General features: G+C 48.9%; 22 protein-coding genes and 1 pseudogene. 16 read left to right on the top strand and 7 right to left on the bottom strand.

Annotation, left to right across the window (positions count from 1 at the left end):
• Window positions 1-70 precede the first annotated feature (70 nt).
• Entirely contained in the window at window positions 71-868 is a 798-nt protein-coding gene (locus AM1_RS15870) for a hypothetical protein (RefSeq protein ID WP_012163890.1), read from the top strand.
• A gap of 21 nt (window positions 869-889) precedes the next feature.
• Here AM1_RS15870 and AM1_RS15875 read toward each other — a convergent pair whose 3' ends face one another.
• Entirely contained in the window at window positions 890-1,564 is a 675-nt protein-coding gene (locus AM1_RS15875) for a hypothetical protein (RefSeq protein ID WP_012163891.1), read from the bottom strand.
• A 464-nt stretch (window positions 1,565-2,028) separates the two neighbouring features.
• Between AM1_RS15875 and AM1_RS44445 the strand changes: the two are divergent.
• Together AM1_RS44445 and AM1_RS37640 are read left to right on the top strand one after the other, a co-directional pair.
• Window positions 2,029-2,334, top strand: a pseudogene (locus AM1_RS44445) (toll/interleukin-1 receptor domain-containing protein); the annotation flags it as partial.
• Window positions 2,335-2,375: 41 nt separating this feature from the next.
• Window positions 2,376-4,964 carry a tetratricopeptide repeat protein gene (locus AM1_RS37640; RefSeq protein WP_012163892.1) on the top strand — a complete coding sequence of 863 codons (2,589 nt, stop codon included), beginning with the start codon at window positions 2,376-2,378 and terminating at the stop codon, window positions 4,962-4,964.
• Window positions 4,965-4,985: 21 nt separating this feature from the next.
• Here the strand turns inward: AM1_RS37640 and AM1_RS15890 are convergent, their stop codons facing one another.
• On the bottom strand, window positions 4,986-5,600 hold the full coding sequence (locus tag AM1_RS15890; protein ID WP_012163893.1) for a Uma2 family endonuclease: 615 nt from the start codon (window positions 5,598-5,600) through the stop codon (window positions 4,986-4,988).
• Between the two features lie 344 nt (window positions 5,601-5,944).
• On the opposite strand from AM1_RS15890, the gene bioU reads away from it, so the two are divergent.
• The 3 genes from bioU to nrtS all read left to right on the top strand — a co-directional run bounded on the left by bioU (window position 5,945) and on the right by nrtS (window position 8,690).
• A complete protein-coding gene (gene bioU / locus AM1_RS15895; protein WP_238548993.1) occupies window positions 5,945-7,009 on the top strand; it encodes a (S)-8-amino-7-oxononanoate synthase BioU in 1,065 nt (354 codons plus the stop codon).
• Between the two features lie 600 nt (window positions 7,010-7,609).
• Window positions 7,610-8,410, top strand: coding sequence for an aquaporin Z (aqpZ, locus tag AM1_RS15900; RefSeq protein WP_012163895.1), 801 nt, complete (start codon window positions 7,610-7,612; stop codon window positions 8,408-8,410).
• A 49-nt stretch (window positions 8,411-8,459) separates the two neighbouring features.
• Window positions 8,460-8,690, top strand: a complete 231-nt coding sequence (gene nrtS / locus AM1_RS15905; RefSeq protein WP_012163896.1) for a nitrate/nitrite transporter NrtS — start codon at window positions 8,460-8,462, stop codon at window positions 8,688-8,690.
• A 5-nt stretch (window positions 8,691-8,695) separates the two neighbouring features.
• On the opposite strand, the gene rsmI is transcribed toward nrtS, so the two are convergent.
• On the bottom strand, window positions 8,696-9,553 hold the full coding sequence (gene rsmI, locus AM1_RS15910) for a 16S rRNA (cytidine(1402)-2'-O)-methyltransferase (protein ID WP_012163897.1): 858 nt from the start codon (window positions 9,551-9,553) through the stop codon (window positions 8,696-8,698).
• A 164-nt stretch (window positions 9,554-9,717) separates the two neighbouring features.
• Window positions 9,718-10,179: a DUF4279 domain-containing protein gene (locus AM1_RS15915; protein ID WP_012163898.1), complete on the bottom strand. Its 462-nt coding sequence runs from the start codon at window positions 10,177-10,179 to the stop codon at window positions 9,718-9,720.
• A gap of 205 nt (window positions 10,180-10,384) precedes the next feature.
• On the opposite strand from AM1_RS15915, the gene AM1_RS15920 reads away from it, so the two are divergent.
• The 7 genes from AM1_RS15920 to AM1_RS15950 all read left to right on the top strand — a co-directional run bounded on the left by AM1_RS15920 (window position 10,385) and on the right by AM1_RS15950 (window position 16,503).
• A complete protein-coding gene (locus AM1_RS15920; protein WP_012163899.1) occupies window positions 10,385-11,050 on the top strand; it encodes a TVP38/TMEM64 family protein in 666 nt (221 codons plus the stop codon).
• A gap of 77 nt (window positions 11,051-11,127) precedes the next feature.
• Entirely contained in the window at window positions 11,128-12,009 is an 882-nt protein-coding gene (gene fabD / locus AM1_RS15925) for an ACP S-malonyltransferase (RefSeq protein WP_012163900.1), read from the top strand.
• A gap of 81 nt (window positions 12,010-12,090) precedes the next feature.
• Window positions 12,091-12,729 (top strand): lysophospholipid acyltransferase family protein, encoded by a 639-nt coding sequence (locus AM1_RS15930; RefSeq protein ID WP_012163901.1) that lies wholly within the window; start codon window positions 12,091-12,093, stop codon window positions 12,727-12,729.
• 4 nt (window positions 12,730-12,733) lie between these two features.
• Window positions 12,734-13,141 carry a hypothetical protein gene (locus AM1_RS15935; RefSeq protein ID WP_012163902.1) on the top strand — a complete coding sequence of 136 codons (408 nt, stop codon included), beginning with the start codon at window positions 12,734-12,736 and terminating at the stop codon, window positions 13,139-13,141.
• 84 nt (window positions 13,142-13,225) lie between these two features.
• Window positions 13,226-13,756 (top strand): peptide deformylase, encoded by a 531-nt coding sequence (def, locus tag AM1_RS15940; protein ID WP_012163903.1) that lies wholly within the window; start codon window positions 13,226-13,228, stop codon window positions 13,754-13,756.
• A gap of 332 nt (window positions 13,757-14,088) precedes the next feature.
• Window positions 14,089-15,486 (top strand): undecaprenyl-phosphate glucose phosphotransferase, encoded by a 1,398-nt coding sequence (locus tag AM1_RS15945; protein ID WP_012163905.1) that lies wholly within the window; start codon window positions 14,089-14,091, stop codon window positions 15,484-15,486.
• 156 nt (window positions 15,487-15,642) lie between these two features.
• Entirely contained in the window at window positions 15,643-16,503 is an 861-nt protein-coding gene (locus tag AM1_RS15950; RefSeq protein ID WP_012163906.1) for a M48 family metallopeptidase, read from the top strand.
• A 39-nt stretch (window positions 16,504-16,542) separates the two neighbouring features.
• On the opposite strand, the gene AM1_RS15955 is transcribed toward AM1_RS15950, so the two are convergent.
• Genes AM1_RS15955 through AM1_RS15960 form a run of 3 tightly spaced genes read right to left on the bottom strand, consistent with a single transcriptional unit; the run spans window position 16,543 to window position 17,712 of the window.
• The gene (locus AM1_RS15955) at window positions 16,543-16,968 is read right to left on the bottom strand and encodes a hypothetical protein (RefSeq protein WP_012163907.1); all 426 of its coding nucleotides are present in this window, start codon (window positions 16,966-16,968) and stop codon (window positions 16,543-16,545) included.
• A 27-nt stretch (window positions 16,969-16,995) separates the two neighbouring features.
• Window positions 16,996-17,163: a hypothetical protein gene (locus tag AM1_RS42195; protein ID WP_012163908.1), complete on the bottom strand. Its 168-nt coding sequence runs from the start codon at window positions 17,161-17,163 to the stop codon at window positions 16,996-16,998.
• 6 nt (window positions 17,164-17,169) lie between these two features.
• Window positions 17,170-17,712 (bottom strand): 2'-5' RNA ligase family protein, encoded by a 543-nt coding sequence (locus AM1_RS15960; RefSeq protein WP_012163909.1) that lies wholly within the window; start codon window positions 17,710-17,712, stop codon window positions 17,170-17,172.
• Window positions 17,713-17,815: 103 nt separating this feature from the next.
• Between AM1_RS15960 and AM1_RS15965 the strand changes: the two genes are divergently transcribed.
• From AM1_RS15965 to AM1_RS15975, 3 genes are all read left to right on the top strand, one after another.
• Window positions 17,816-19,513: an ABC-ATPase domain-containing protein gene (locus tag AM1_RS15965; protein ID WP_012163910.1), complete on the top strand. Its 1,698-nt coding sequence runs from the start codon at window positions 17,816-17,818 to the stop codon at window positions 19,511-19,513.
• Between the two features lie 374 nt (window positions 19,514-19,887).
• A complete protein-coding gene (speE, locus tag AM1_RS15970) occupies window positions 19,888-21,186 on the top strand; it encodes a polyamine aminopropyltransferase (protein ID WP_041659904.1) in 1,299 nt (432 codons plus the stop codon).
• A gap of 4 nt (window positions 21,187-21,190) precedes the next feature.
• The gene (locus AM1_RS15975; RefSeq protein WP_012163914.1) at window positions 21,191-22,210 is read left to right on the top strand and encodes an agmatinase family protein; all 1,020 of its coding nucleotides are present in this window, start codon (window positions 21,191-21,193) and stop codon (window positions 22,208-22,210) included.
• The last annotated feature ends 71 nt before the right edge of the window (window positions 22,211-22,281 follow it).

Below are 22,281 nucleotides of genomic sequence, written 5' to 3' on the forward strand. Positions count from 1 at the left end.
AATGACAGCAACGGATTCCAACTCCTGAAGTATAATCTTGCCCAACGAGTTGCTGAGAGTATCAAGGGTTATGGGTGTTGGAATTATTCTGGTGTGTGCTCTCTTCCTGTTGGTGATCTGGCTGGCCTTTCAGCCCAAGCAGGGAGAAACGGCAGCGAACTCGCCAGACAAAGACGACCCACCCTATATCCCCCCTCCACCCTCGAAAAAGACTGCTAATTTCTCTGATGATGACTCCAATTTGTCCCCAGATGTACCGAATGTGGAGCATCTATCTGATTCGCAGGTAGAAAAGTCTTACTTTGATGATGAATCCTCACCTCTTATAGCTGATCCTTCTCTTTTAAATCTCGACGGGATAGGCGACGACGGAGACGATGCCTCTAGGCAAGGTCCCATTGTCATTAGTGATGATCTCCGACAGCAGGTTCAACAACTCGTGGCGGCAGGACGTGAGATTACCGCAGTTAAAAAGTTGCGGCAACAGGGCATGGAGCTGAATGAAGCTCGACAATACCTGGATGCTTTGCCCACCCCTCCTCCTACCGATGTATTGGGACCCTCATCGAGACAGCAAAATTATGAGCAGGTTGAAGCTGAAGTTCGGCGACTCCTGACCCAGGACCAAAAAATTCAGGCCATTAAATATGTTCGTGAGCAATGGGGCTATGGTCTCAAGGCGGCAAAAGCCTATGTTGAATCCTTGGAGGGAACAAGCAGTCCATCCCAAAATTCAGACGATGTTGATGCAGAGGTTCGGCTGCTGCTCTCGCAAAACCGCAAAATCGAAGCCATTAAATTGGTGCGTCTGCGATGGGGGTATGACCTCAAGGACGCCAAGAACTATGTGGAGTCTTTAGGAAGATAAATCAGGTTGACTAGCAATCGACTAATCCAGAATTAACTCTCTTTGCTCAATCCGTTGACTGAGCAGTTGCTTATTCCCTTGGGTCACCACTAAACGGGCATCCCGCAAGGCTTGAGGATTCGTCTCAATCTTATAGGTCACGTCTCCATTTACGGCTTTATAGGACAAGGCATAGTATTCACCGGTGGTCTGAGCAGGTAAGACAATCTTCGACCCGGTCTTTTTCTCAATGCCTACGTAGCGATAGTTTCGGTCCGTTTGGCTGGATTGATTCAAACAGATGAAAATCTGATAGTCGGGGGTATTCATGCTCTCAAATAGATGATCGTTGCCACAGAACTGGCGTGGATTTTGGGAGTTTGCGGCAATGGTCGGTGCTGGAGCAACTACACTGTCTTCCGGGTCGAGATTAGGTGGGGGCTGACTCGAAGGATTGGCGACGGGGGGCAATTGTGCGGGTAAGGGCTGGCTCGGGTTTGTGGCCAAAGGTTGTTGATCAGGGCTTGTCGTAGGCGCGTTGGCAGGCGGATTCTCGTCTAGTTCTGAAAGTCCGGGAGGTGCAGGGGTGGGGCTGCCTTGGCTCACGGATTCACTCGGTGTTTCCGGGGGTGGATCGCTCTCTTCTGCAGGTTGAGTACAGGCCGTGATCAGTCCCAAGCTGATGATATAAACCCAGGACAGCCAAAACTTTTTCATATTTCATCCAGTGCGCAACCTATCTCTAACCTAGCCTAATCGTAGGGGGATGTAACACAGGCCTTGATGGGTTGAATGCGAATTTGGACTCGATTTTGGATTGGCCTTTGCTGTCTAAGTTTTAAACAAAAGATTTAGTGGGCGGGGCGTTTGCTAGTGCTATTAATGAGAGACTTTGTGACTAGCAAAGCGGGAAACAATGCGTGGGAAGTGACTTTAGCCTGGCGTGAGGTGTTGCAGCTTAATGCTTGAACGGTTAGATGATTCTCTGAGGTCTTGCACACGGTATTTTTAAGCGTGGATTCACGTATCTAGCACCGATTTACGCTCTCGTTTATGCTAAAAAAGCATTTAAGGTGATATTTGCAGAAATCGAGTTTCAAGGGCTGAGCTGGCTACCATTTATTTCTCAGCGGCAGAATCAATCATGGGCATAGTAGCTATCATCTGGGAGAAGCATGGGAATGGAAGGCTTTTACTTTATTAGCTATTCCAAGGTTGATAGCACAGACCTAGCGCGCAAACTGGCTAACGATCTGCAGAGAATACCTCCCTCTATCCCAGTGTGGCTAGAAGAGCGTGAGTGCCAGGGTGGCATTGACTGGGATGAGCAACTGGTGGAAGCGCTGCGAACCTGTAGTGGCGTTCTGTTTCTGATGACAGCGGACAGCGTTCACCCCAGATCAGAATGCAAGCGGGAATGGACAAGGGCTTTGCGGTATAAGAAACCCATTATCCCGCTGCTCGTGGAACCCAATGTGGAGATGCCACTCGACAGTATATTGATTTTTCGGGCGACTATGACCAGGCATTGGCAGCACTGCGTAGCCATCTACAATGGCGCTTGTCGCCTAAAGGGATATTATCTAGTCTTCAAGAACGTCTCTACGATGCTGAACGGGACTTGCCCAGGGCACCAGATGAAAAGGAACAGGCCCGAATTCAAGATGAGATGGACTCGCTTAGGAAAGAGATTGCTGCGCAGCAGGAGACGATAGCCAATCCACAAAAGGCCGAGCAGAAAACCCAGGATCGGGTTGAAAGCAGTATTGAGCGGGAACGTCAGCCGATCCAGCCAGTTCAGGCACAGACCTCGACCAAGTTTATTAACCCACCGCCAACCACTGCACCCACATGGTTCCAAAATCGCTTTGTGGAAACTCAATTCCTGGGCAACTTTCTGCAAGATCCAGGGTTGCGGATGATGACGGTGGTGGGTCGGGGCGGGGTCGGCAAAACGGCGATGGTTTGTCGTCTCCTGAAAGCCTTGGAAAATGGATATCTGCCCGATGACTTGGGACCGTTGCCTGTGGATGGCATTGTTTACCTCAGTCCAAAGGGCTTAAGGCAAGTTAATTTTCCTCATCTTTATGCAGACCTTTGTCGGCTATTGCCCCCTGCGATTGGGGAACATCTGAGTGAGATTTATCGCACTCCCCAAGCCTCTGCTTATGCCAAAATGCAAGCCCTGCTCAATGCATTTCCACAAGGTCGCGTCGTTGTTCTGCTGGACAATTTCGAGGAAGTGTTGGAGTCAGAGACTGGCAACTTGCAGGATCAGGAGTTTCAGGAGGCTTTGCAAGCTTTATTGGAATTACCCCAGCATGGGGTCAAGGTGATTATTACGACTCGTGTTTCACCGCAACCCTTGCTGCTCACTGAGTCAGCACGCCAAGAGGTTCTGAGAGTAGATCAAGGGCTAGAATCCCCCCACGCTGAAAATCTGCTACAGCAGATGGATGCGAATGGCAGTCTTGGACTAAGGGATGCTTCCTCTGAATTACTCGATTTAGCCCGCCAAAGGACGCTGGGTTACCCACGAGCGTTGGAGGCTTTAGTCGCTATTCTGAAGGTTGATCGCAGCAGAACTCTAGCGGAGCTGCTTGATGATGCCAAGCAAACGCTACCTGAAAATGTGGTTGAAGTGCTGGTGGGTGAAGCCTTTAGCAGCCTTGATCCCTTGTCTCAACAGGTGATGCAGGCCCTGGCGATTTTAGGCAATTCAGTCACGGCAGGTGCGGTGGACTTTTTACTGCAACCCTATTTGCCGACAGTTGATAGTGCTCCTGTACTGGGCAGGTTAGTGAATATGTTTTTCGCCCGCCGAGAAGCAGGGCGATTTTATCTCCACCCAGTAGATCGCAGCTATGCTCTTAGTCGCATCCTGGAGGGGCAGCCAGAGGATCGTGATGCTGCTTCCTTGCCCTTTACCCGCTTTGCCCTTCTCAATCGGGCTGCTGACTATTACCAGACGATTCGAACGCCCAGAGAAAATTGGAAGATCCTTGAAGACCTGTCACCACATCTGGCAGAAATTGAGGTCCGAATTGCGGGGGAGAATTACGACACTGCAGCTTCAGTGCTGCTAGATATCGACTATGATTACCTGCTGCTTTGGGGGCATGCTCGGCTATCCGTTGATCTCTATGTACGACTAATAGGCTACCTCACAGATCGCGATCTAAAACGTTCATGTCTTATAAGCCTAGGCAACTGCTATTACAGACTGGGCGACTATCCAAAAGCCATCGACTACTATCAACAGTATCTTGCGATCGCACGCGAGATTGGATACCGAAAAGGCGAGGGAATCTCCCTTGGCAACCTGGGCAACTGCTATGACAGCCTGGGCGACTATCCAAAAGCCATCGACTACCACCAACAGTCTCTTGCGATCAAGCGAGAGATAGGATACCGACAAGGCGAGGGAAACTCCCTAGGCAACCTGGGACTTTGCTATGACAGCCTGGGAGACTATCCAAAAGCGATTGACTACCACCAACAGTCTCTTGCGATTTCTCAAAAGATTGGAGATCAATATCTTGAAAGCTATGAATTCTGTTCCCTAGGTGACACATATATTGCAATTCGAGAACTTACTCAAGCATGTAAGTTTTATCGGGAGGCTAGCGATATTGCGTGCAAAACTAGTAACCGAGAGAACCAACATCTAGCATATTTCGGTTATGCCTTGGCCAACTTACTCAAAAATGAACTAGAGATTGCCCAAAATGCAATCGATCTCACTCAAACCAATGATTACCCTCAGAATAATGCCGCAGCATTAACACTAGCGGGCATCATCCACCTACGCACAGCTAAAGCCAATAAGGCCAAAGAGGCCTTTGTGCAAGGTGTAGAAGAAGCCGATAAGTTGCTCAAGATGTGCGATCAAAACCTGTTGATGTTGGAAACTAAAGCCCTCGCTCACTGTGGTCTAGCACTTTGTGAAAAGACAAATCATCTAGCTGCCGCTCATCAAGCCTTCCAGGTCGCTCGTCAGATTACAACCGCCAAAGGCGTCATCGCACATCTACTCCAGTTATTCGATGCTCTCGCCATTACAGATACCGACAACATCCTCGTAACCACCCGACCAATCGCAGCAGGTCAGAACTGAGCAATCTTTTATCCACTAACATCAATTAGCAGCTGCAAACACTGCATCTACAGTCAAATTCAACTGCGGGAAGATCCCAGAAACCAACATTTCTCCCGCTACAAAACGTCGAATTTGATACTCTTCACCGTCCAGCTGGCAGATTGTAATCGTCGGCTGCTTCGGTTTGCCAATGTGGCGCACAGCCCCTAACGCCCGAAAATCAACCAGCCAATATTCGGCAACGCCCATGGCCTCATACTCTACAAACTTGTGACCATAATCATCCCGCCAGTTTGTACTCACCACCTCAACAATCAGTGGAGCCGTTTGACCCAACTGAATCACTGAAGCAGTGGGCCAAAGTGATTCTTGTGGCAATAACTCACGATTGAGAACCACAACATCTGGTATGTAGCCCGATCCTTCCGACTGAGGTTTAACTAGGCAAGTGCGAGGAATGGAATAGGGTAGCTGTTGTCTCCGAATTTCAAAATTGAACTCCGCGCTTAAAAAGCCACTGACATCCTCATGGGGACCGGTTGGTAGCCTCTCAACCCCAACTCCCTCAATTAATTCATACCGGCGGCCATCATCGGGATACCACTCAAGAAAAGCTCCAAAACTCATCGGGTGTTCTACCCGCGCTTGAACCATGAGGAATCCTCCACAATGTCAATGCCCCATCCGTATTTACGAGCCCAAACGGATATCTGAAAGCCAAGCTTCACCTAAACCTACCATAGGCAAAATATACCGAAGCCAAGGTCAGCCCTGTCTACCCATCCTCACACTTGTGATTGCTCCTGGAGGATTGGCATACCTCTCATTTTTTGCAGATCGGGCATACCACTAGCTCAGTTTCCACGAGGCTCAACACTTCAATAAGACATCGTCTTTTTGAATCAGTGCCTGGATGTTTACGACCAACAGTTGCGATATGTTTCTATCTCCTGCTTGGTCGACCAAATCCAGTTAAAAAAAGACCACGGTACCCGATAATGTTTGAGGTTGTTATGGATAGTCTGACAGGCGAGGTAAAGCACGTGACCAATTTAGCCAATCCACTGCAAACATCAAACCAGCCGATTCCCGTTGGTGTGCTAGGGTTTGGCGGACTTGGACAAGCCGCAGCTAGAGTTCTAGCTCCCAAACAGCAAATGAAGCTGGTCGCCGCTGCAGACCAAAAAGGCTTTGCCCTCAACCCCGAAGGCTTGGATTTGCAAAGTGCGATCGCAGCCTACAAAACTCAAGGCTCCCTCGGTTACCTCGACCCAGGCGGTACCCTCAGCACCCAAAGCATTGCCGATCTGATTCAGCAGAGCCAGAACGTTGCCGGTTTTTTCCTGGCGTTGCCTAACCTGCCCAATACCTTTATGGCCTCCGTCGCTAAACAGTTTATCGATCTAGGCTGGAAAGGCGTTTTAATCGATGCCATCAAACGGACCAGCGCCGTTGAGCAGCTTGTAGACCTCCGGGCTGAACTGGCAGCAGCAGGTATTACCTACGTCACAGGCTGTGGCGCTACCCCTGGCTTATTGACCGCGGCGGCTGCCTTAGCGGCCCAGAGCTACGCCGAAATTCATCAAGTCAAAATCACCTTTGGGGTCGGTATTGCTAACTGGGAAGCCTACCGCGCCACCATCCGTGAAGACATTGCCCATTTACCCGGTTACACCGTCGAAACGGCTAAAGCCATGACCGATGCTGAGGTGGAAGCCTTATTAGACAAAACTAACGGCATCCTTAGCTTGGAAGATATGGAACATGCCGATGACATCATTCTAGAGATGGCCGGGATTTGTGGTCGCGATCACGTCACCGTTGGCGGGGTCGTCGATACTCGCAATCCTAAGAAACCCCTGAGCACCAACGTGCAGCTTACGGGGCGAACCTTTGAAGGTAAAATCTCCACCCATACCTTCACATTGGGTGATGAAACTAGCATGGCCGCCAATGTTTGTGGGCCTGCTTTTGGTTACCTCAAAGCAGGCATTGCCCTCCATCAACAAGGGCTTTGTGGACTCCTGACTTCTGCTCAGGTCATGCCCCATTTTGTGTCTTAACGGGCTTCTACAAAATTCATCCTTGTCTGAGAACTTTGCCCTAAACCGGATAGGTTGTGGCTTTACTTTCTTAAGGAAGCAGATGGTGAGGGATGCCCTAGAGGTGATCGCGAAAAGGTCGCCACATTCTAGGTCAGCCATCGCTTTTTGATGGGTTCTATTCACGATCAAAAATGTTCTCAAAACGTTTTGTAGGCTGCTTTTAGAACTCTCTGAGCAGCCATGATTCGCTGTGGTTATGGCCCATCATGAACACCGGTGAGCAATGAATGCAATGCTCAGGATCAAACCCTTTTGGCTAATAGGTTGTAGCGACTCAATCCCTCGTATTCTGAATTACTTGCGTGCTGTAGAAAATCACTTCTAGAAATATTGTCAAAATCTATAGATGTGTTTACAAATACCGTTTTGATATTCAGAATATGTTAGCGAGGATTGGTTTATTGATAACCATTCGGAATTGTTGATGCTCTTTCTTATCTCTCACCCGAGATTCACTAACCTTTGCTCATAAAACAAATACGTGAACCTGAAAAGAGTTGCCGAGCCGAGGGGGGTATGAAGTTTATGTTCCTCATGTTTTGAAGATGGAGTTCATCTATGTCGATTACAAAAAAAGTTTTTGCTGAGTTTTTTGGCACGTTCTGGCTGACCTTTGGGGGCTGTGGTAGTGCTGTATTTGCTGCTGTATACGCCACAAGCTTAGAAGTCGGTGAAGCCAAAGAAGCCTTTCCTTTTTCTTTGGGCATTGGCTTTACAGGGGTGTCCCTGGCCTTTGGTTTAACGGTTCTGACCATGGCCTATGCGGTAGGCCATATTTCTGGCGGACATTTCAACCCAGCGGTCTCCTTTGGACTATGGGCAGGCAAGCGATTTTCTGGATCTGAACTCTTGCCTTACATCGTTGCTCAAGTGGTGGGTGCGATTGCTGCAGCGGGTCTTTTGTATCTCATCGCCAGTGGTGCGGGTCCCATTGATGTTTCCGGTGCGAACCCACTTGCGACCAATGGATTTGGTGCTCACTCACCCGGTGGCTACAATCTGGTTGCTTGTTTGATCGCAGAAGTCTTGCTCACCATGATGTTCCTCTTGATCATCTTGGGTGCCACAGACAGCCGTGCCCCTCAAGGGTTTGCTCCTGTTGCCATTGGTCTAGGCTTAACCCTGATTCACTTGATCAGCATTCCCATTACCAATACTTCCGTCAACCCTGCTCGTAGTACTGGCCCTGCCTTGATTGTTGGTTTGGCTGGCAACATGGAGTTATTTGCTCAAGTTTGGCTATTTTGGGTGGCACCGATTGCAGGTGCGATCGCAGCCGGTTTCATCTATAACGCTCTATTCGAAGCAGATACCACTGCCCCCACTGCAGGTGATCGGAGTTTCGCTGAGCGATCATAAGAGAGTCTCTCTCAGTTATTAACGCTCTCTAACATTTGCGAATCGATCAATGTCCTTTTTGCGAGGCTATCTCGCGGCTTTAATAGATCCCACCTATCGGACCAATGCTTTAAAAGTGGCGGCCATAGTGGGGTCTATTTTATTGGCGATTAATCATGGCGCGGCCCTAACCCAAAACAAAATGACCCGCGCACGCTGGATCTCAGCAGTCCTCACCTATTGCGTTCCCTATATGGTGAGTGTTCATGGCCAATATGTTAGTCGCACTAAACAACCGTAGTGGCGTTACTCCAAGTCGAGGGTGAGCTGGTAAATTTGACGACGAGACATGGCATGTTTCTCTGCCAATTGCCGACTCGCCCGTGATTTAGACCATCCCTGAGCCAATAACGCTTGCAATTCTGTGCGTAGCTCTAGGTCTGTAGGCAAGGTCTTACTCACCACTGCTCCTGCCAAGACCACTGTAAATTCCCCTTTGGGTTCATGGCTTTGATAGTGGGTGATGGCAGCTTGCACCGATCCGCGCCAAAACTCCTCGAACCGTTTAGTTAATTCCCTTGCCAAGACAATCTGTCGCTCAGCACTGACCTGCTCTGCTAAATCTTTTAAGGTCTGGCGTAACCGATGGGGTGCCTCATACAAAACAACGGTGCGGGATTCTGTCGCGATGTCCTGCAATCGCTGTTGACGCGCTTTTCCCTTTGCAGGCAGAAACCCCTCAAAACAGAAGCGATCGCAGGGTAACCCCGAGGCTACCAATGCTGCGATCGCAGCATTGGCACCAGGAATCGGTATCACTTCTATCCCAACCTCAACACAAGCTTGCACCAGTTCCACTCCCGGATCAGAAATTCCTGGCATGCCTGCATCACTAACGAGAGCTAAATCCTGCCCGGATTCTAATCGCTGAATTAGTTCCTGTGTGCGGGTTTGAGTGTTGTGCTGGTGATAGCTAATTTGCGGGGTTTTGATCTGAAAGTGATGGAGCAGTTTACCCGTATGGCGCGTATCCTCGGCTGCGATCGCAGCCACCGTTTGCAAAATCCGTACCGCCCGAAAGCTCATATCTTCTAAATTCCCAATCGGCGTTGCCACAATATACAAGCTGCCGTTTTGGGATGTATTGGTTTCAGAAGATGTCATAAACAACTGAACAATCTAGAGCATATGCAGAGTATCGCCGATAAAGTGCTAAACAGACTATTTCGGGCAGACAGCCGCATATTTATAGATTCGCCAATACGATGGTTCACGGGAAATGAGCGAAACGGATGATTAGTTTAACACCATTCCAATTCAGTGATGTGCTATCCCACGATTTTGAATGGAGTGGCATTGTCCACCTCTTCAGAACCGCCCAAATAGACGTCGAACCATAGTTCTAAATTAAGTTCAGCAAGCCGCCGAGACTGTTGCGGTGAAATAGTCGGCCCACCATGTCCAGATAAGGATTGCCAAAAACAACTAATATCTGCTTTGCAACCAGCCTGACGCAGGGCAAAAAATCTATCCGTAATGGGTTCAACTTGGTCGAGGAGCCAATCAATGTGTCGGCGAGAATCGAGCGAATCAATCAAATGCTCAGTCTTTAAAAACCAACCGTTAATTCTTGCCTGCCGACGGGAGGACAGAGGATCACCCAAACGTTGGGTGAATGTGGGTTGGATGCCAAGCAGCTTGGTTACAGCATGAGGATCTTTAGTGCCGGGATATAACCGTAGCGTTGCGTAGGTCTTTTCACATATTGCGTAATCGTCGTTGTATTCCATATCGCAAAGCACGATCGCTGTGGTTATACGTATAAAATCCCTGGGTAAAGATACATGAGGTCGATAATTTATAGCCTCGTCCGGTTACTTCTGTAGCTCTAACATCTGCTTCAAGGATATTACGATGTCAAATGTTGGCTACATCCTCCCTACCCGGTATAACGCTCAAACTCTCGTGTCTAAGCTGTCCTTATGTGTCTGAACCATGAAACGAGCAAAATTCCTCACTCCCCGTATGAGCATCTTGCTCCTAACTGTGGTGTGTGTAGTGGCAACAGGCATCGCTCTACTGGCGTTGGGTAAGCTGGATACTACTCAAATTGAGGACATGGTTAGCCGTGTAGGGATTTGGGGACCCATTTATTACATCTTGGCTTATGTCATCGCCACCCTCTTGGTTCTTCCTTCAACAGCCCTAAATCTCATGGGAGGGGGATTGTTCGGCCCTTGGTTAGGAACCCTTTGGACAAGCCTTGCCGCCATTATTGCCGCAGTTGTGGCTTTTTACTTGAGCCGCACTATTGGCCGCGAGCCGATTGCGAAACGATTAGCGGGACGCTGGCAAAAAATGGATGCTGAGGTCAAGCGTGGTGGTCTCTTCTACATGTTTGCGATTCGTTTAGTGCCGATTATGCCCTATGGCCTGGTGAACTTTGCAGCGGGTCTCACCTCTATCCGCTTTCGTGATTTTCTAATTGGGACAATCTTGGGCACCATTCCCAGTGTCTTGCCCTTTGTCCTCATCGGTAGTTCCAGCGTGCAAGCCCTCAACTCTGGTAATGTTGCCCCTTTAATCGGTGCCTTGGCATTAACCGGAATCCTGGTAGCAGGATCAACCTATTGGCGACAAAAACGGTACAAGCGGAGTTGATACCCGCGAAAAAGTGTTATGAACGCTACCGTTCAGTGCAAAACTGGTAGGTGGAGCTGACGCAATAATCTAAAAGTATGACCAAAACAGCATGGGTATTTCCTGGGCAAGGGTCCCAGGCCATAGGTATGGGCCTCGACCTCCTTGACACCGAAATCGGCAAACAGCGGTTTGAAGCTGCAGCCAGCATCTTGGGATGGTCCGTCCCCGAAGTGTGCGGGGAGGATGAAACCCGCCTCTCCCAAACGAATTACACCCAGCCTTGCTTATACGTGGTGTCTGCTATTTTTTCCGACCTATTAACCGAGAAAGGACTAAAACCCGATTTGGTTGCGGGTCATAGTTTGGGAGAATACGTCGCCTTATACTCTGCCCAAGTCTTCGACTTTGAATCCGGTTTAAAGCTCGTACAAAAGCGATCAACTCTGATGTCTCAAGCTTCGGATGGCAAAATGGCTGCTTTGATGGGGTTTGATCGCGATCAGCTCAGTCAAACTGTTGATAGTAAAGATGGCGTGGTCTTGGCCAATGATAACCATGCAGGCCAAGTCGTCATTTCCGGCACACCCGCTGCTGTGGATAGCGTCTTAGGCAGTATTAAAGTTAAGCGGGCAGTGGAGCTGAATGTCAGCGGTGCCTTCCATTCACCTCTGATGGCGGATGCGGCGGCTGAATATGAATCAGTCCTCAATTCTATCGACTTTAAACCTGCCCAAGTGCCCGTTGTCTCCAATGTAGAGCCAACGCCTTCAACCGATCCGGCTATCCTGCAAACTCGACTCATTCAGCAAATGACGGGGCCTGTGCGTTGGCGAGAAACGGCCCTCGTCTTTGCCGATCAAGGGATTGAAGCTGTTATGGAAGTCGGACCGGGCAAAGTCTTAACGGGGTTGGTCAAGCGGACCTGTAAAGAGATGGCTCTAACGAATATCAATAGTTTGGAGAGCCTACCTATGTGAATTTAGATAGGGTTTAACCGACCGGCCCAACCCCAATTTGATATGGTCAGTCTTATTGAGTTCTTTGCCGAGGTTCGCCCCATGCCACAACAGCGTGAGCCCACAATTAGCTTAGCCCTCTACCACCTGTTCAAATGGACGGTGGTCAGCCCCTCTTTACATGTTTATTTTCGGGGGCGTATTCACAATGCCGAACGGGTGCCCCAGCAAGGTCCACTCGTGGTGGTGAGTAACCATGCGAGTGACTTTGATCCACCGCTTGTATCCAACTGCATGCGTCGGCCTGTGGCATTTATGGCCAAACAGGAACTCTTTGAGGTGCCGGTTTTATCCACTTTGATTCGGTGGTATGGTGCCTATCCTGTGAATCGCGGATCGGCAGATCGCAGTGCGATTCGGGCGGCCTTAGCCTCCTTAGACCAAGGGTGGGCTGTGGGCCTATTTTTGCAGGGCACTCGTACAGCAGATGGGCGAATTTCTAACCCCAAGCAGGGAGCCGCTTTAATTGCTAGCAAGATTCAGGCCCCTTTACTGCCGGTTTGCCTATGGGGGACTGAAAAAATTATTCCCAAAGGTCAGAAATTCCCGCGTAGTGTACCGTTAACCATCCGCATTGGAGAGCCTATTCCCCCGCCGCCTAGTCGCGATCGCACGGCACTGGCCGATGTGACTCAACACTGTGCCGATGTGATTAATGCCATGCATGATTTAGGTCGTTAACGCCATGGAAAAGTGCTTTAAATCGATTCAATGGGGATTACTGTTAGGGATAACCCTCGCCATGGGTGCCTGTGGGTTGCCAGAAGCCTTCAATCAGTTTTCGCAAGAAGCCGATAATCAGTTTGGTGATCAACATTTCAAAACAGCGATTACTTTGATTGAACTGCATAAAGTGCGGTATGGCGACTATCCCCAATCCTTGGCAGATTTGAAATATACCGGGGATTGGGATAAGCTCGCGACCCAATCTGTGAGCTATCAAAAGGTGGATGACGGTTATATCCTCAATTTAGAAAGAGGTTGGGTTGGCAAAGCAGATCTGGAATATCCGCCTGATTTTTGGCAAAACTTAGGCATTGTCGAGTCCAATGTTAAGGGGTTGCCGTCTCCTGAGCAGACACTGAAATCGTAATATTCACGCTTATGTTTGGATACGACAGTCCGGGTTAAGCAAAGTTAAAATTGAACCACTTTTAAGCAGAAGGGAGAGTCCGTCATGTCAGCGATGCAACGAGAAGTTCTCCAACTTGGTAATCCTAAACTGCGTCAGACAGCCTGTCCTGTGCAAAATCCCACCGATTTAGAGATTCAGTCTCTAATTGATGACTTAATTGGAACCATGGAGGAGTCCAATGGCGTTGGCATTGCTGCTCCTCAAGTAGGCATTGATTTGCAAGTAGTCATTGTGGCCTCCCGCCCCACTCTCAGATATCCTCATGCGCCTCACATGGATCCGATTGCCATGATTAATCCCCACATCACCCCTATCGGTGCAGAGCGGGTGAAGGACTGGGAAGGCTGTTTGAGTGTACCGGGTATTCGAGGATTAGTTCCTCGTGCTTCTACCATTTCTGTTGAGTACCAAGATCGCAACGGTCAGGCCCAAACAGAAATCTTTCAGGACTTTGTGGCACGCATTATTCAGCATGAATGCGACCATTTACAGGGCTATGTGTTTATTGACAGAGTTGAATCCACTCGGGAACTTATTACCGAAAATGAGTATCACAAGCTAGTACTTTCCTAGTTTTGGAGGCTCAAAGGTCATAAATAGTGTGCAATTTTATTCCAAAGTATAATTTTTGACGGTCATACGTTATACTCATCCAAACTTAGTTTTTCATTGAATTCTTTTTAATTTTGAGGAATAGCGCTGCTAGCTTCAGTGCTGTGATTGAGTGATTTGTAACTCGTAATACCTAGGGTGATCACTATCACTTCTCTTTTGTCAGGAAAAATCAACAATGAAGTTGACAAAGCTACAAATGTAGTTTTGATAGCAGCATTCATCGTTCTGAGCTTTTAGAATTAGGCCATATTTGGCCAAGTTAACAAGTTTTGTTCTCCCCAAGATGATTTATGAGCCATAACTCCCACTGGACACTCCGAGCCAATACGTCAATCGTGACCTTGGTGCAGCGCCTTCTGGATCCAACATTGGCAATTTTGTTACTGGTGGTTTTGGCCCATTTTTATGCCATTGCATTTACCACTAGCCTGCAGCTCTTTGCCCTGACGGCATTTTTGCTGATTCTGCCGGTCTTTAAGTCAACAGGGATGTATCGTCCCTACCGTAGTTTGGCTGCAAGATTGCTCGCTATTCGATTGGTCCTGGGATGGTCCATTGTGATGGGGCTGATGCTTTTCATTGGCTTTGCCACTAAGACCTCCATGATTTTTTCAAGGGCATTGATCTTGACTTGGTCTTGCAGTGTGCCAGTGGTGTTGCTCGTGGTTCACTTCTTGGTTTGGGCGATGCTCCGCCAACTGCGCATGTCTGGGCGAAATTCTAAGTCTGCGGTGATTGCTGGAGTGAATCAAGTCAGCTTGGATTTAGCCGAACAGATTCGCGAATGTAAGGATTTAGGGATTCGGCTCAGTGGTTTCTTTGATGATCAGCCGCCAGCGGAGTTACCGGATGTGCCGGTGGTGGGGAAATTATCCGAAGTTCCCGATTATGTTCGTCGACATCATATTGATGTGGTCTATCTTGCCTGTGCTGCGGATGATGAGCCGCGCTTTGCAGAACTGATCGAGGCCCTACAAGATACGACGGCCTGTGTCTATTTCGTGCCTAGTCTGTTGATGTACAGCCTGATGCATGGTCGTTCCTACGAAATTAATGGTGTCCCTTTGATTTCGATTTGGGAGATTCCTTTCTCAGATTTGCAGTATGTCTTTAAGCGGGCGATTGATGTGGTGTTGTCTGGCTTAGCTCTGGTGGTGCTGTCTCCAGTAATGACGGTGATTGCCTTAGCTGTGAAGTTATCCTCGCCTGGCCCGATTTTGTTTAAGCAGCGTCGGTACGGCTTAAATGGCCAAGAAATCATTGTGTATAAGTTCCGCTCCATGACGGTGATGGAAGATGGTGGTGCTGTGGTTCAGGCGACTCGTGGTGATCGTCGTATTACCCCAGTGGGTGGCTTCCTACGCAAAACGTCTTTGGATGAACTCCCTCAATTTTTGAATGTGTGGCAAGGTCGCATGAGCCTGGTGGGACCTCGTCCCCATGCGGTGGCTCACAATGAGATGTATCGGAAGCTCATTAGTGGTTATATGCTGCGCCATAAGGTCAAGCCTGGTATTACCGGGTGGGCTCAGGTGAATGGTTGTCGGGGTGAAACGGAAACCTTAGACAAGATGAAGCGACGCATTGATTATGACTTGGAATACCTGAAGAACTGGTCTCTAAGCCTAGATATTCAAATTCTGTTGAAGACAGCATTTGTGTTCCTGAGAGACCAAAATGCCTACTAAGAATAGTCTGGTTCTATAGATTGGCCTACGGGCAGGAAACTCCTACGGTCATTCAGCGTCATAATTAGCACATAGGAATTGTGTATCTCTTTGCTCAATACGCTCAAGCGGGCAGAGAGTTACGCCTATGATGCTGTCTCATCGTCTGGTGACTTTATGAAAGATGCAGTTTCCCAGCCGCCCATTTCTAAGCGTGTTGTTGCTGCTACTACTTTAGCAACGAGTCTTGCGATCGCAACTCCAAATCCAGCCCAAGCAATTCCTCTGAGAGATTTGATCTTCCGGGGAATTCAAGTGATTCAGCTGTCTAATCTTTCCAATCAGCAGGAACGGGAGCTAGGCGAGCAGATTCACCGTAACCTGCAAAGCCAAGGGATGCGCTTACACCAAGGGCGGACCCTAAACCGCTATGTCAATCGTATTGGCCAGCGTTTGGTGGAAGCGGGTGCCAGACGACGGAAAGTGGCCTATCGGTTTCAGGTCGTCGACGATAAACGGGTGAATGCCTTTGCCACCATGGGAGGCCGCGTTTATGTCACCACGGGCCTGATTAATACCGCAGATAATGAAGCCCAGCTGGCTAGTGTGATTGGTCATGAAATTGGCCATATTGACCGGAAGCACTTGGTCAAGCAAATTCGCAAAACCATGGTTGCTCAAGGATTAACCACAGCCATCACGGGTTCCAACCGGAGTCAAGTTGCCAATATTGGGGTTAATTTATTGGTCAGTCGCCCCCAAAGCCGGAGTGACGAATATGATGCAGATCGGGAAGGGCTGCGTATTCTGAGAGCAGCAGATTATGCTACCTCAGCCATGCCAGCATTTATGCGCAAACTAGTGTCTAGCCGATCGACTCCTACGTTCTTAAGTACACACCCCGCAGTCCCCGATCGCGTCGTGCGTCTGGAACAAGATATTCAGTCCGGTCCTAAAAATGTGTGCGATAGCAACCCCGATCTTAGAAGTTGTGGTCTCAGTGAAAGCCGCTATCGGCAACTCGTGGGCAGCCGTTAAGGGGGACAACTATCTCTATGCCTTCAGCTTGTGACGGTCTTACAAAGGCTGGGTAATCAGATCCACTCTTTGAATTTTGTTTTGATAGACTTCGGACACGAAGGCCTTGGAGCGATTCTCGTCTAGGGTTAGCTGAATCGTTTGAATCCTCAGGGATTGAAATAAGTTCTCGTAGCTATCAATAATAGTGCTGGGTTGAAGAGAGATGCCTGCGGCTGCTATTTCTTCCGCCATTTCCTCATAAATTTCGGCTTCCTCCTCAAAGTCTTCGGTGGTTTGGTAGCGGGTTTTGAGGTTTCCTGGCGAATAGAGTTGGCAGTCTACTGCGCCTGAAGTATCTTCCCCTGCAAAGACGAGCACCTGGGCATTCAGGTTTTGGGAGAAGTCGGATACTGAGTCTAGCGGTATATATCTGCCGACATGATGGAAGATAATCACCCAGTCACTATCAATAACTTGGACCACTGCACCAGTGGGGTCATATTGATCCGCTTATTTGGTTGTGGAGGCCGTGATCGGTAAATTGTGAACCATCTCACGCTGTAACGTCTCAGCATAGTGGTTTGAAACAGCATCCATGGGAGCGTTCACAAATAAGACAACCCATGAATAATTGCCAAAATCGCTTACATAGCCTTGAAATGTTTCGGGTCTATCCATAAAGGTTTAGGGCAAGGGGTTCACTTCAGCAGAATGATGATCTAAATTCCAGCAATCTAGGGTTTGCCAAGTTTCTACAGCAGTCCATTCTCCTGGTTGTTGTGGACTGACTACTGCTAGGGTATCGAAAATAAACGTTTCTTTGATCTTCAGGGCTTGAATGATGAGCTGGCGTTCGGAGGAAGTCAATTCTTTATAGATCAAACTGATATGGGGCATAAAAGGTTTGACGGCATTCTCAGGCCACAGTTCGTAAACCTGTTCTCGTAAGGTCACCAGAGAATCGGCGAGAGAAGTGCGGATATACACGGTTCGAAATAACGTTGCACTATGGTCTAAGCCTTGATTATGCAGCTGCAAGATCGGTGTAGCCGCTGCCAGCTCCGATAGTGATGATTGATATTGCTCAGAGACTTGGAGGCGTCCGGCAAGGGTGACATGGGGGCTAAATCTAGGGGCTTGATATTTTTCGGCCAGCTGATCGATTATGCCTTGCAAATAAGCGGCATCCTCGGGTTGAGGAACGAGCCAGAGTGAAACTTCTTGCATGGGGGGTGTTGCTTCTTGTATGGCGTCCCCTTTTTAATGGTGAAGTCTCAGCAGAGAACAGGATATCTCTAGGGGAGGCAGAACCTTATGCGCTGGAGTTGCCATGACCCATCATACTCGTCTGGTAGAGCAGTTACAGCAACTGGATGGCAAAGGCTACAAAGCCTATAAAATCATTCGAGGCGCGTATAACTTTCCTCGATTTACCCTAAAAATTGATCGGGTACAGGGCGATCCGTTTGCTAAGCCTAGCCAATGCCGGGTCCTGATCCCCCAGAACATCGCGGGTTTTCCTGCAGCGTTATACGCCAATCATAGTCGAGCAGTGGGACTCAGGGATTTCTTAACTCGACAGTTTCACCAGTTGGCACAACAGAGGCAGCGCCGTTCGGGCACTGGCAATAGTGGCTTGATTGCGATTACCCAGCCGGGTCCGGAAATCTTAGAGCGGACTGCAGCTTTTATTGATGACGAGCAGGTCGAGCTGCGATTTTGGGTTGGCTTGCCCGCTCGGGGCCGCCGCATCGATGGGTGGCAGGCGGCTGATTTGCTGTGTGAACAGATTCCTCAGTTGGTGGAGGGCCTACTATATGCTCAATTGTCCACGCAACAGCTCCAGCACCATATTGATACCCACGAAGATGCTGACTGGCTGAGACAGCAACTGTCTCATCAAGGACTAGTAGCCTTTGTCGCTGATGGAGCCATCTTGCCCCGTCGAAGTGGCATTGATAGACGTCCTTTAGATGCTGCCACCCCCTTTCAATCACCGGCATCCTTACGGGTTGAATTTCACTGTCCCCATCGTGGTGCGATTACGGGCATGGGAATTCCTGAAGGCATTACGTTGATTGTTGGCGGTGGCTATCACGGCAAATCGACGCTGCTGAAGGCTCTAGAGCTAGGAATTTACAACCATATTCCGGTAGATGGTCGTGAGTATGTAGTCACTAACGGAGATGCGGTCAAAATTCGGGCTGAAGAAGGGCGCCCGGTGACGGGCTTAGACCTTTCTCCATTTATTAACCATCTGCCCCATCAACAGAATACGACCCAGTTTTATACGACGAATGCTAGCGGCAGTACCTCACAAGCGGCCAATATGATCGAAGCTTTAGAGCTGGATGCAAAAGTCTTACTGATTGACGAAGATACCACCGCCACCAATTTGATGATTCGCGATCGCAGAATGCAATCTCTAATTGCCAAAGACCAGGAACCAATCACTCCGTTCATCGATCAAATTTGCCCTCTGTATGAAGAACACGGTGTTTCCAGTATTTTGGTGATGGGCGGCAGCGGGGATTATTTTGAAGTCGCTGATACGGTGATTGCTCTAACGGCGTATCGCCCTGAAAACGTGACAGGGCAAGCCCATGCGATCGCAGGGCAGTATCCGAGCGATCGCACCTGCGAAGCGGGACAACCCATCGGCACCCACCAACCTCGAACCCTCCATCTCAATCCATCAGCGTTGGAATGGAAAGGCCGGCCTGCCAAGGTTAAAGTCCATGAGTTACGGGAAATTATTTTAGGTCGTGAAGCCATTGATCTAAGCTACGTCGAGCAGCTTGTGGAGTCTGGGCAACTGCGTGCGATCGCAGCCGCCATCCTTTACCTCCATCAATCTCCACCCACTGATCTGAATTTTGCCCAAGCGATCCGAGCTATTCTGTATCAACTGTCTACAGATGGACTATCGGCCCTCAGTTCTTTCCCCGAGGGAAATTTTGTCGCGTTTCGTAGATTTGAACTAGCCGCTGCCCTCAATCGTTGGCGTGACCTTAACCTAGAAGATTAGAATTGGAACCCAATTACTTTGTCTCAGCCAAAATCTGTCTCCGCTTCATGACAAAATAGAACAGGATTTTGAACATCAGCACATTACTTGGGGCAACCTCACGGCAACGCATCAGCGCTGATTGGTTGAACCCCACCGCAGATTGGGAGGCGCTAAATCCAGTGATACAAATATCAAACCATTTTTGTTCAGGATTTAATTGAAGACAACATGGGCATACTTTGAGCACTACGATTTCTCAAGCTTGCCCTTCGCAAAAGCCTGCCCCCAGATAGTTAACTCAGTGATCTTGATGGGACATACCTGCCCAGATCAGGAAGCGGGAGCTTATCTGCACTGCGACCCAAATATTCTCTCCACTCTCTTCAAAACCTATGAATTCACTTGGAAGACATATCTTAGTTGAGTTTTATGGCGGTTCTGCCGAAGTCCTAAACGATGTTCTCCTAATTGAGACCAATATGTTGAGAGCAGCGAAGGAATCAGGCGCGACCATCATCACTTCCCAATTTCATCGGTTTCCACCCATCGGCGTCTCCGGCTTTATCGTGCTCCAGGAAAGCCATTTTGCCATTCATACTTGGCCTGAGTACGGCTATGCGGCCTTGGACTTATTTACCTGTGGCATGTCCGTTAACCCCTGGATTGCCTATGAAATCCTCAAGGAAGCCTTTCAAGCCGATCATGGCTCTGCTCTGGAGTTAAACCGAGGCCAACTCCATTTGCTGGAAACAGAAAATGTTGACTTCAAGCGTCCCGAAGAGGTCGCTGCCTACGAATATTCGGATCCTCAGGAAAAACGCACCGTCTGGTTTACGGATCGCAATGACAATATTGCCTTATCCATTCGACATCGAGGCGGCTGGATTTTCCGGGAAAAGTCGCCCTACCAAACCGTCGAAGTGCTCGATACCTTTGAATACGGCAAGATGCTGGTGATCGACAATATGGTCATGTGCAGTGAAGGGGATGAAAAAGCCTATCACGAGATGATTGTCCATGTGCCCATGCTCACTTATTCCGCTCGAAAAGTGCTGGTGATTGGTGGTGGTGATGGCGGTAGCGTTCGGGAAATTTTGCGTTATCCTCAAGTTGAAGAGGTCACCCTAGTCGAAATTGATGAGGTGGTGATCAAGGCTGCTAGAGAACATCTACCCACCTTGTCTTCAGCCCTAGACCACCCCAAACTGAATCTACTGATTGGCGATGGTATCGAGTATTTAGCAGCAGCTGCCGATGAGTCCTATGACCTGATTATTATTGATTCCTCTGACCCCGTTGGATGTTCTGCGCCCCTGTTTACCAAGGAATTTTATCTCCAGGTACACCGAGTTTTAAGCTCAGGTGGAGTTCTGGTGGCCCAAAGCGAGTCTCCCCGGTTTAATCAACCCAAATTTGTGGAACTTTATCAGGACTTAGGCGCGATTTTTGGGGCTTCTCAAATTCACTGTTATCTAGCTTTTATTTCTACTTACCCCACTGGGATGTGGAGCTTTGCCTACTGCTCCAAGAATGGTCCACATCCCCTCCAAGACTTCGACTTCCAAAAAGCCGAGCAGTTTTCCCAAGACCATCAATTGGCCTATTACAATCCTGGGATTCACCAAGCCGCTTTCTGTTTACCCACCTTTGTGAAAGACATGATTACGGTGGAGCAGCCTGTGCTGGTCTAGACCAATGACGGCCTTTGATCCTAATGGCGTGGGCCTAGAAAATGGCAATCTGTTTGGCCTGCCCTTCGACTTTGACAGTGCCCAGATTATCGTTTGGGGCATTCCCTGGGAAGTGACGGTTTCCTACGGTTCTGGGACAGCTCAAGGACCAGCAGCGATTCTGCGAGAGTCCCCACAGTTGGATTTATACGATTTTGATCATCCAGGTGGCTGGCAGCAAGGTATTTATCTGGCGGGCATTCCCGACTTTATCCTGGCTAAAAATGATGAGATAAAAGCCAAGGCTCAAGCCGTGATTGAGCATACCAGTCAAGGCCATACGGTTGCCGATTCATCCACCTTGATGACCGCGCTAACGGAAGTGAATCAGGAATGTCGCCACCTTAATCAGTGGATTTATCAGCAAGCCCAAACTGTTCTGGCTCAGGGGAAAAAGCTGGCACTTTTAGGCGGAGACCACAGCATTCCCTTGGGCTACTTGCAGGCATTGGCTGAGCAGTATGACGAATTTGGTATTCTTCAAATCGATGCCCATTCCGATTTACGTCAAGCCTATCAAGGGTTTGAATTTTCCCATGCATCGATTATGGCTAATGTCTTGAAACTGCCCCAGGTCAGGAAGCTTGTTCAGGTGGGGGTGCGGGATGTCTGTGCGGCTGAAGTTGAAACCGTCGCTCAATCCCAGGGACGAATTGTGACCTACTATGATCCAGACCTGAAGACGCAGCTTTATCAAGGGACGACTTGGCACTCCCTTTGCCAAGAGATGGTGACGCATCTTCCTCAGCAGGTCTACATTAGTTTTGATGTGGATGGGTTAGACCCCAAGTTATGCCCCCACACGGGTACTCCGGTTCCGGGTGGATTGGAGTTGGAAGCAGCTTTTTATCTGTGTCGAAGGATTGTTCACAGTGGGCGATCGCTCATTGGCTGTGATATCTGTGAAGTGGGGAATGGGGTGTGGGACGGCAATGTGGGTGCTCGAATTCTCTACAAACTCTGTAATTTGATGGGGCTATCTTAGTCCTAGATATAACCTAACCTGTAAACGGCACTAGCACCTGAAGTCAAATGACGCTTGTTGATTTGGAGTCA

The sequence above is a fragment of the Acaryochloris marina MBIC11017 genome, from assembly GCF_000018105.1.
GTDB classification, from domain to species: Bacteria; Cyanobacteriota; Cyanobacteriia; order Thermosynechococcales; family Thermosynechococcaceae; genus Acaryochloris; species Acaryochloris marina.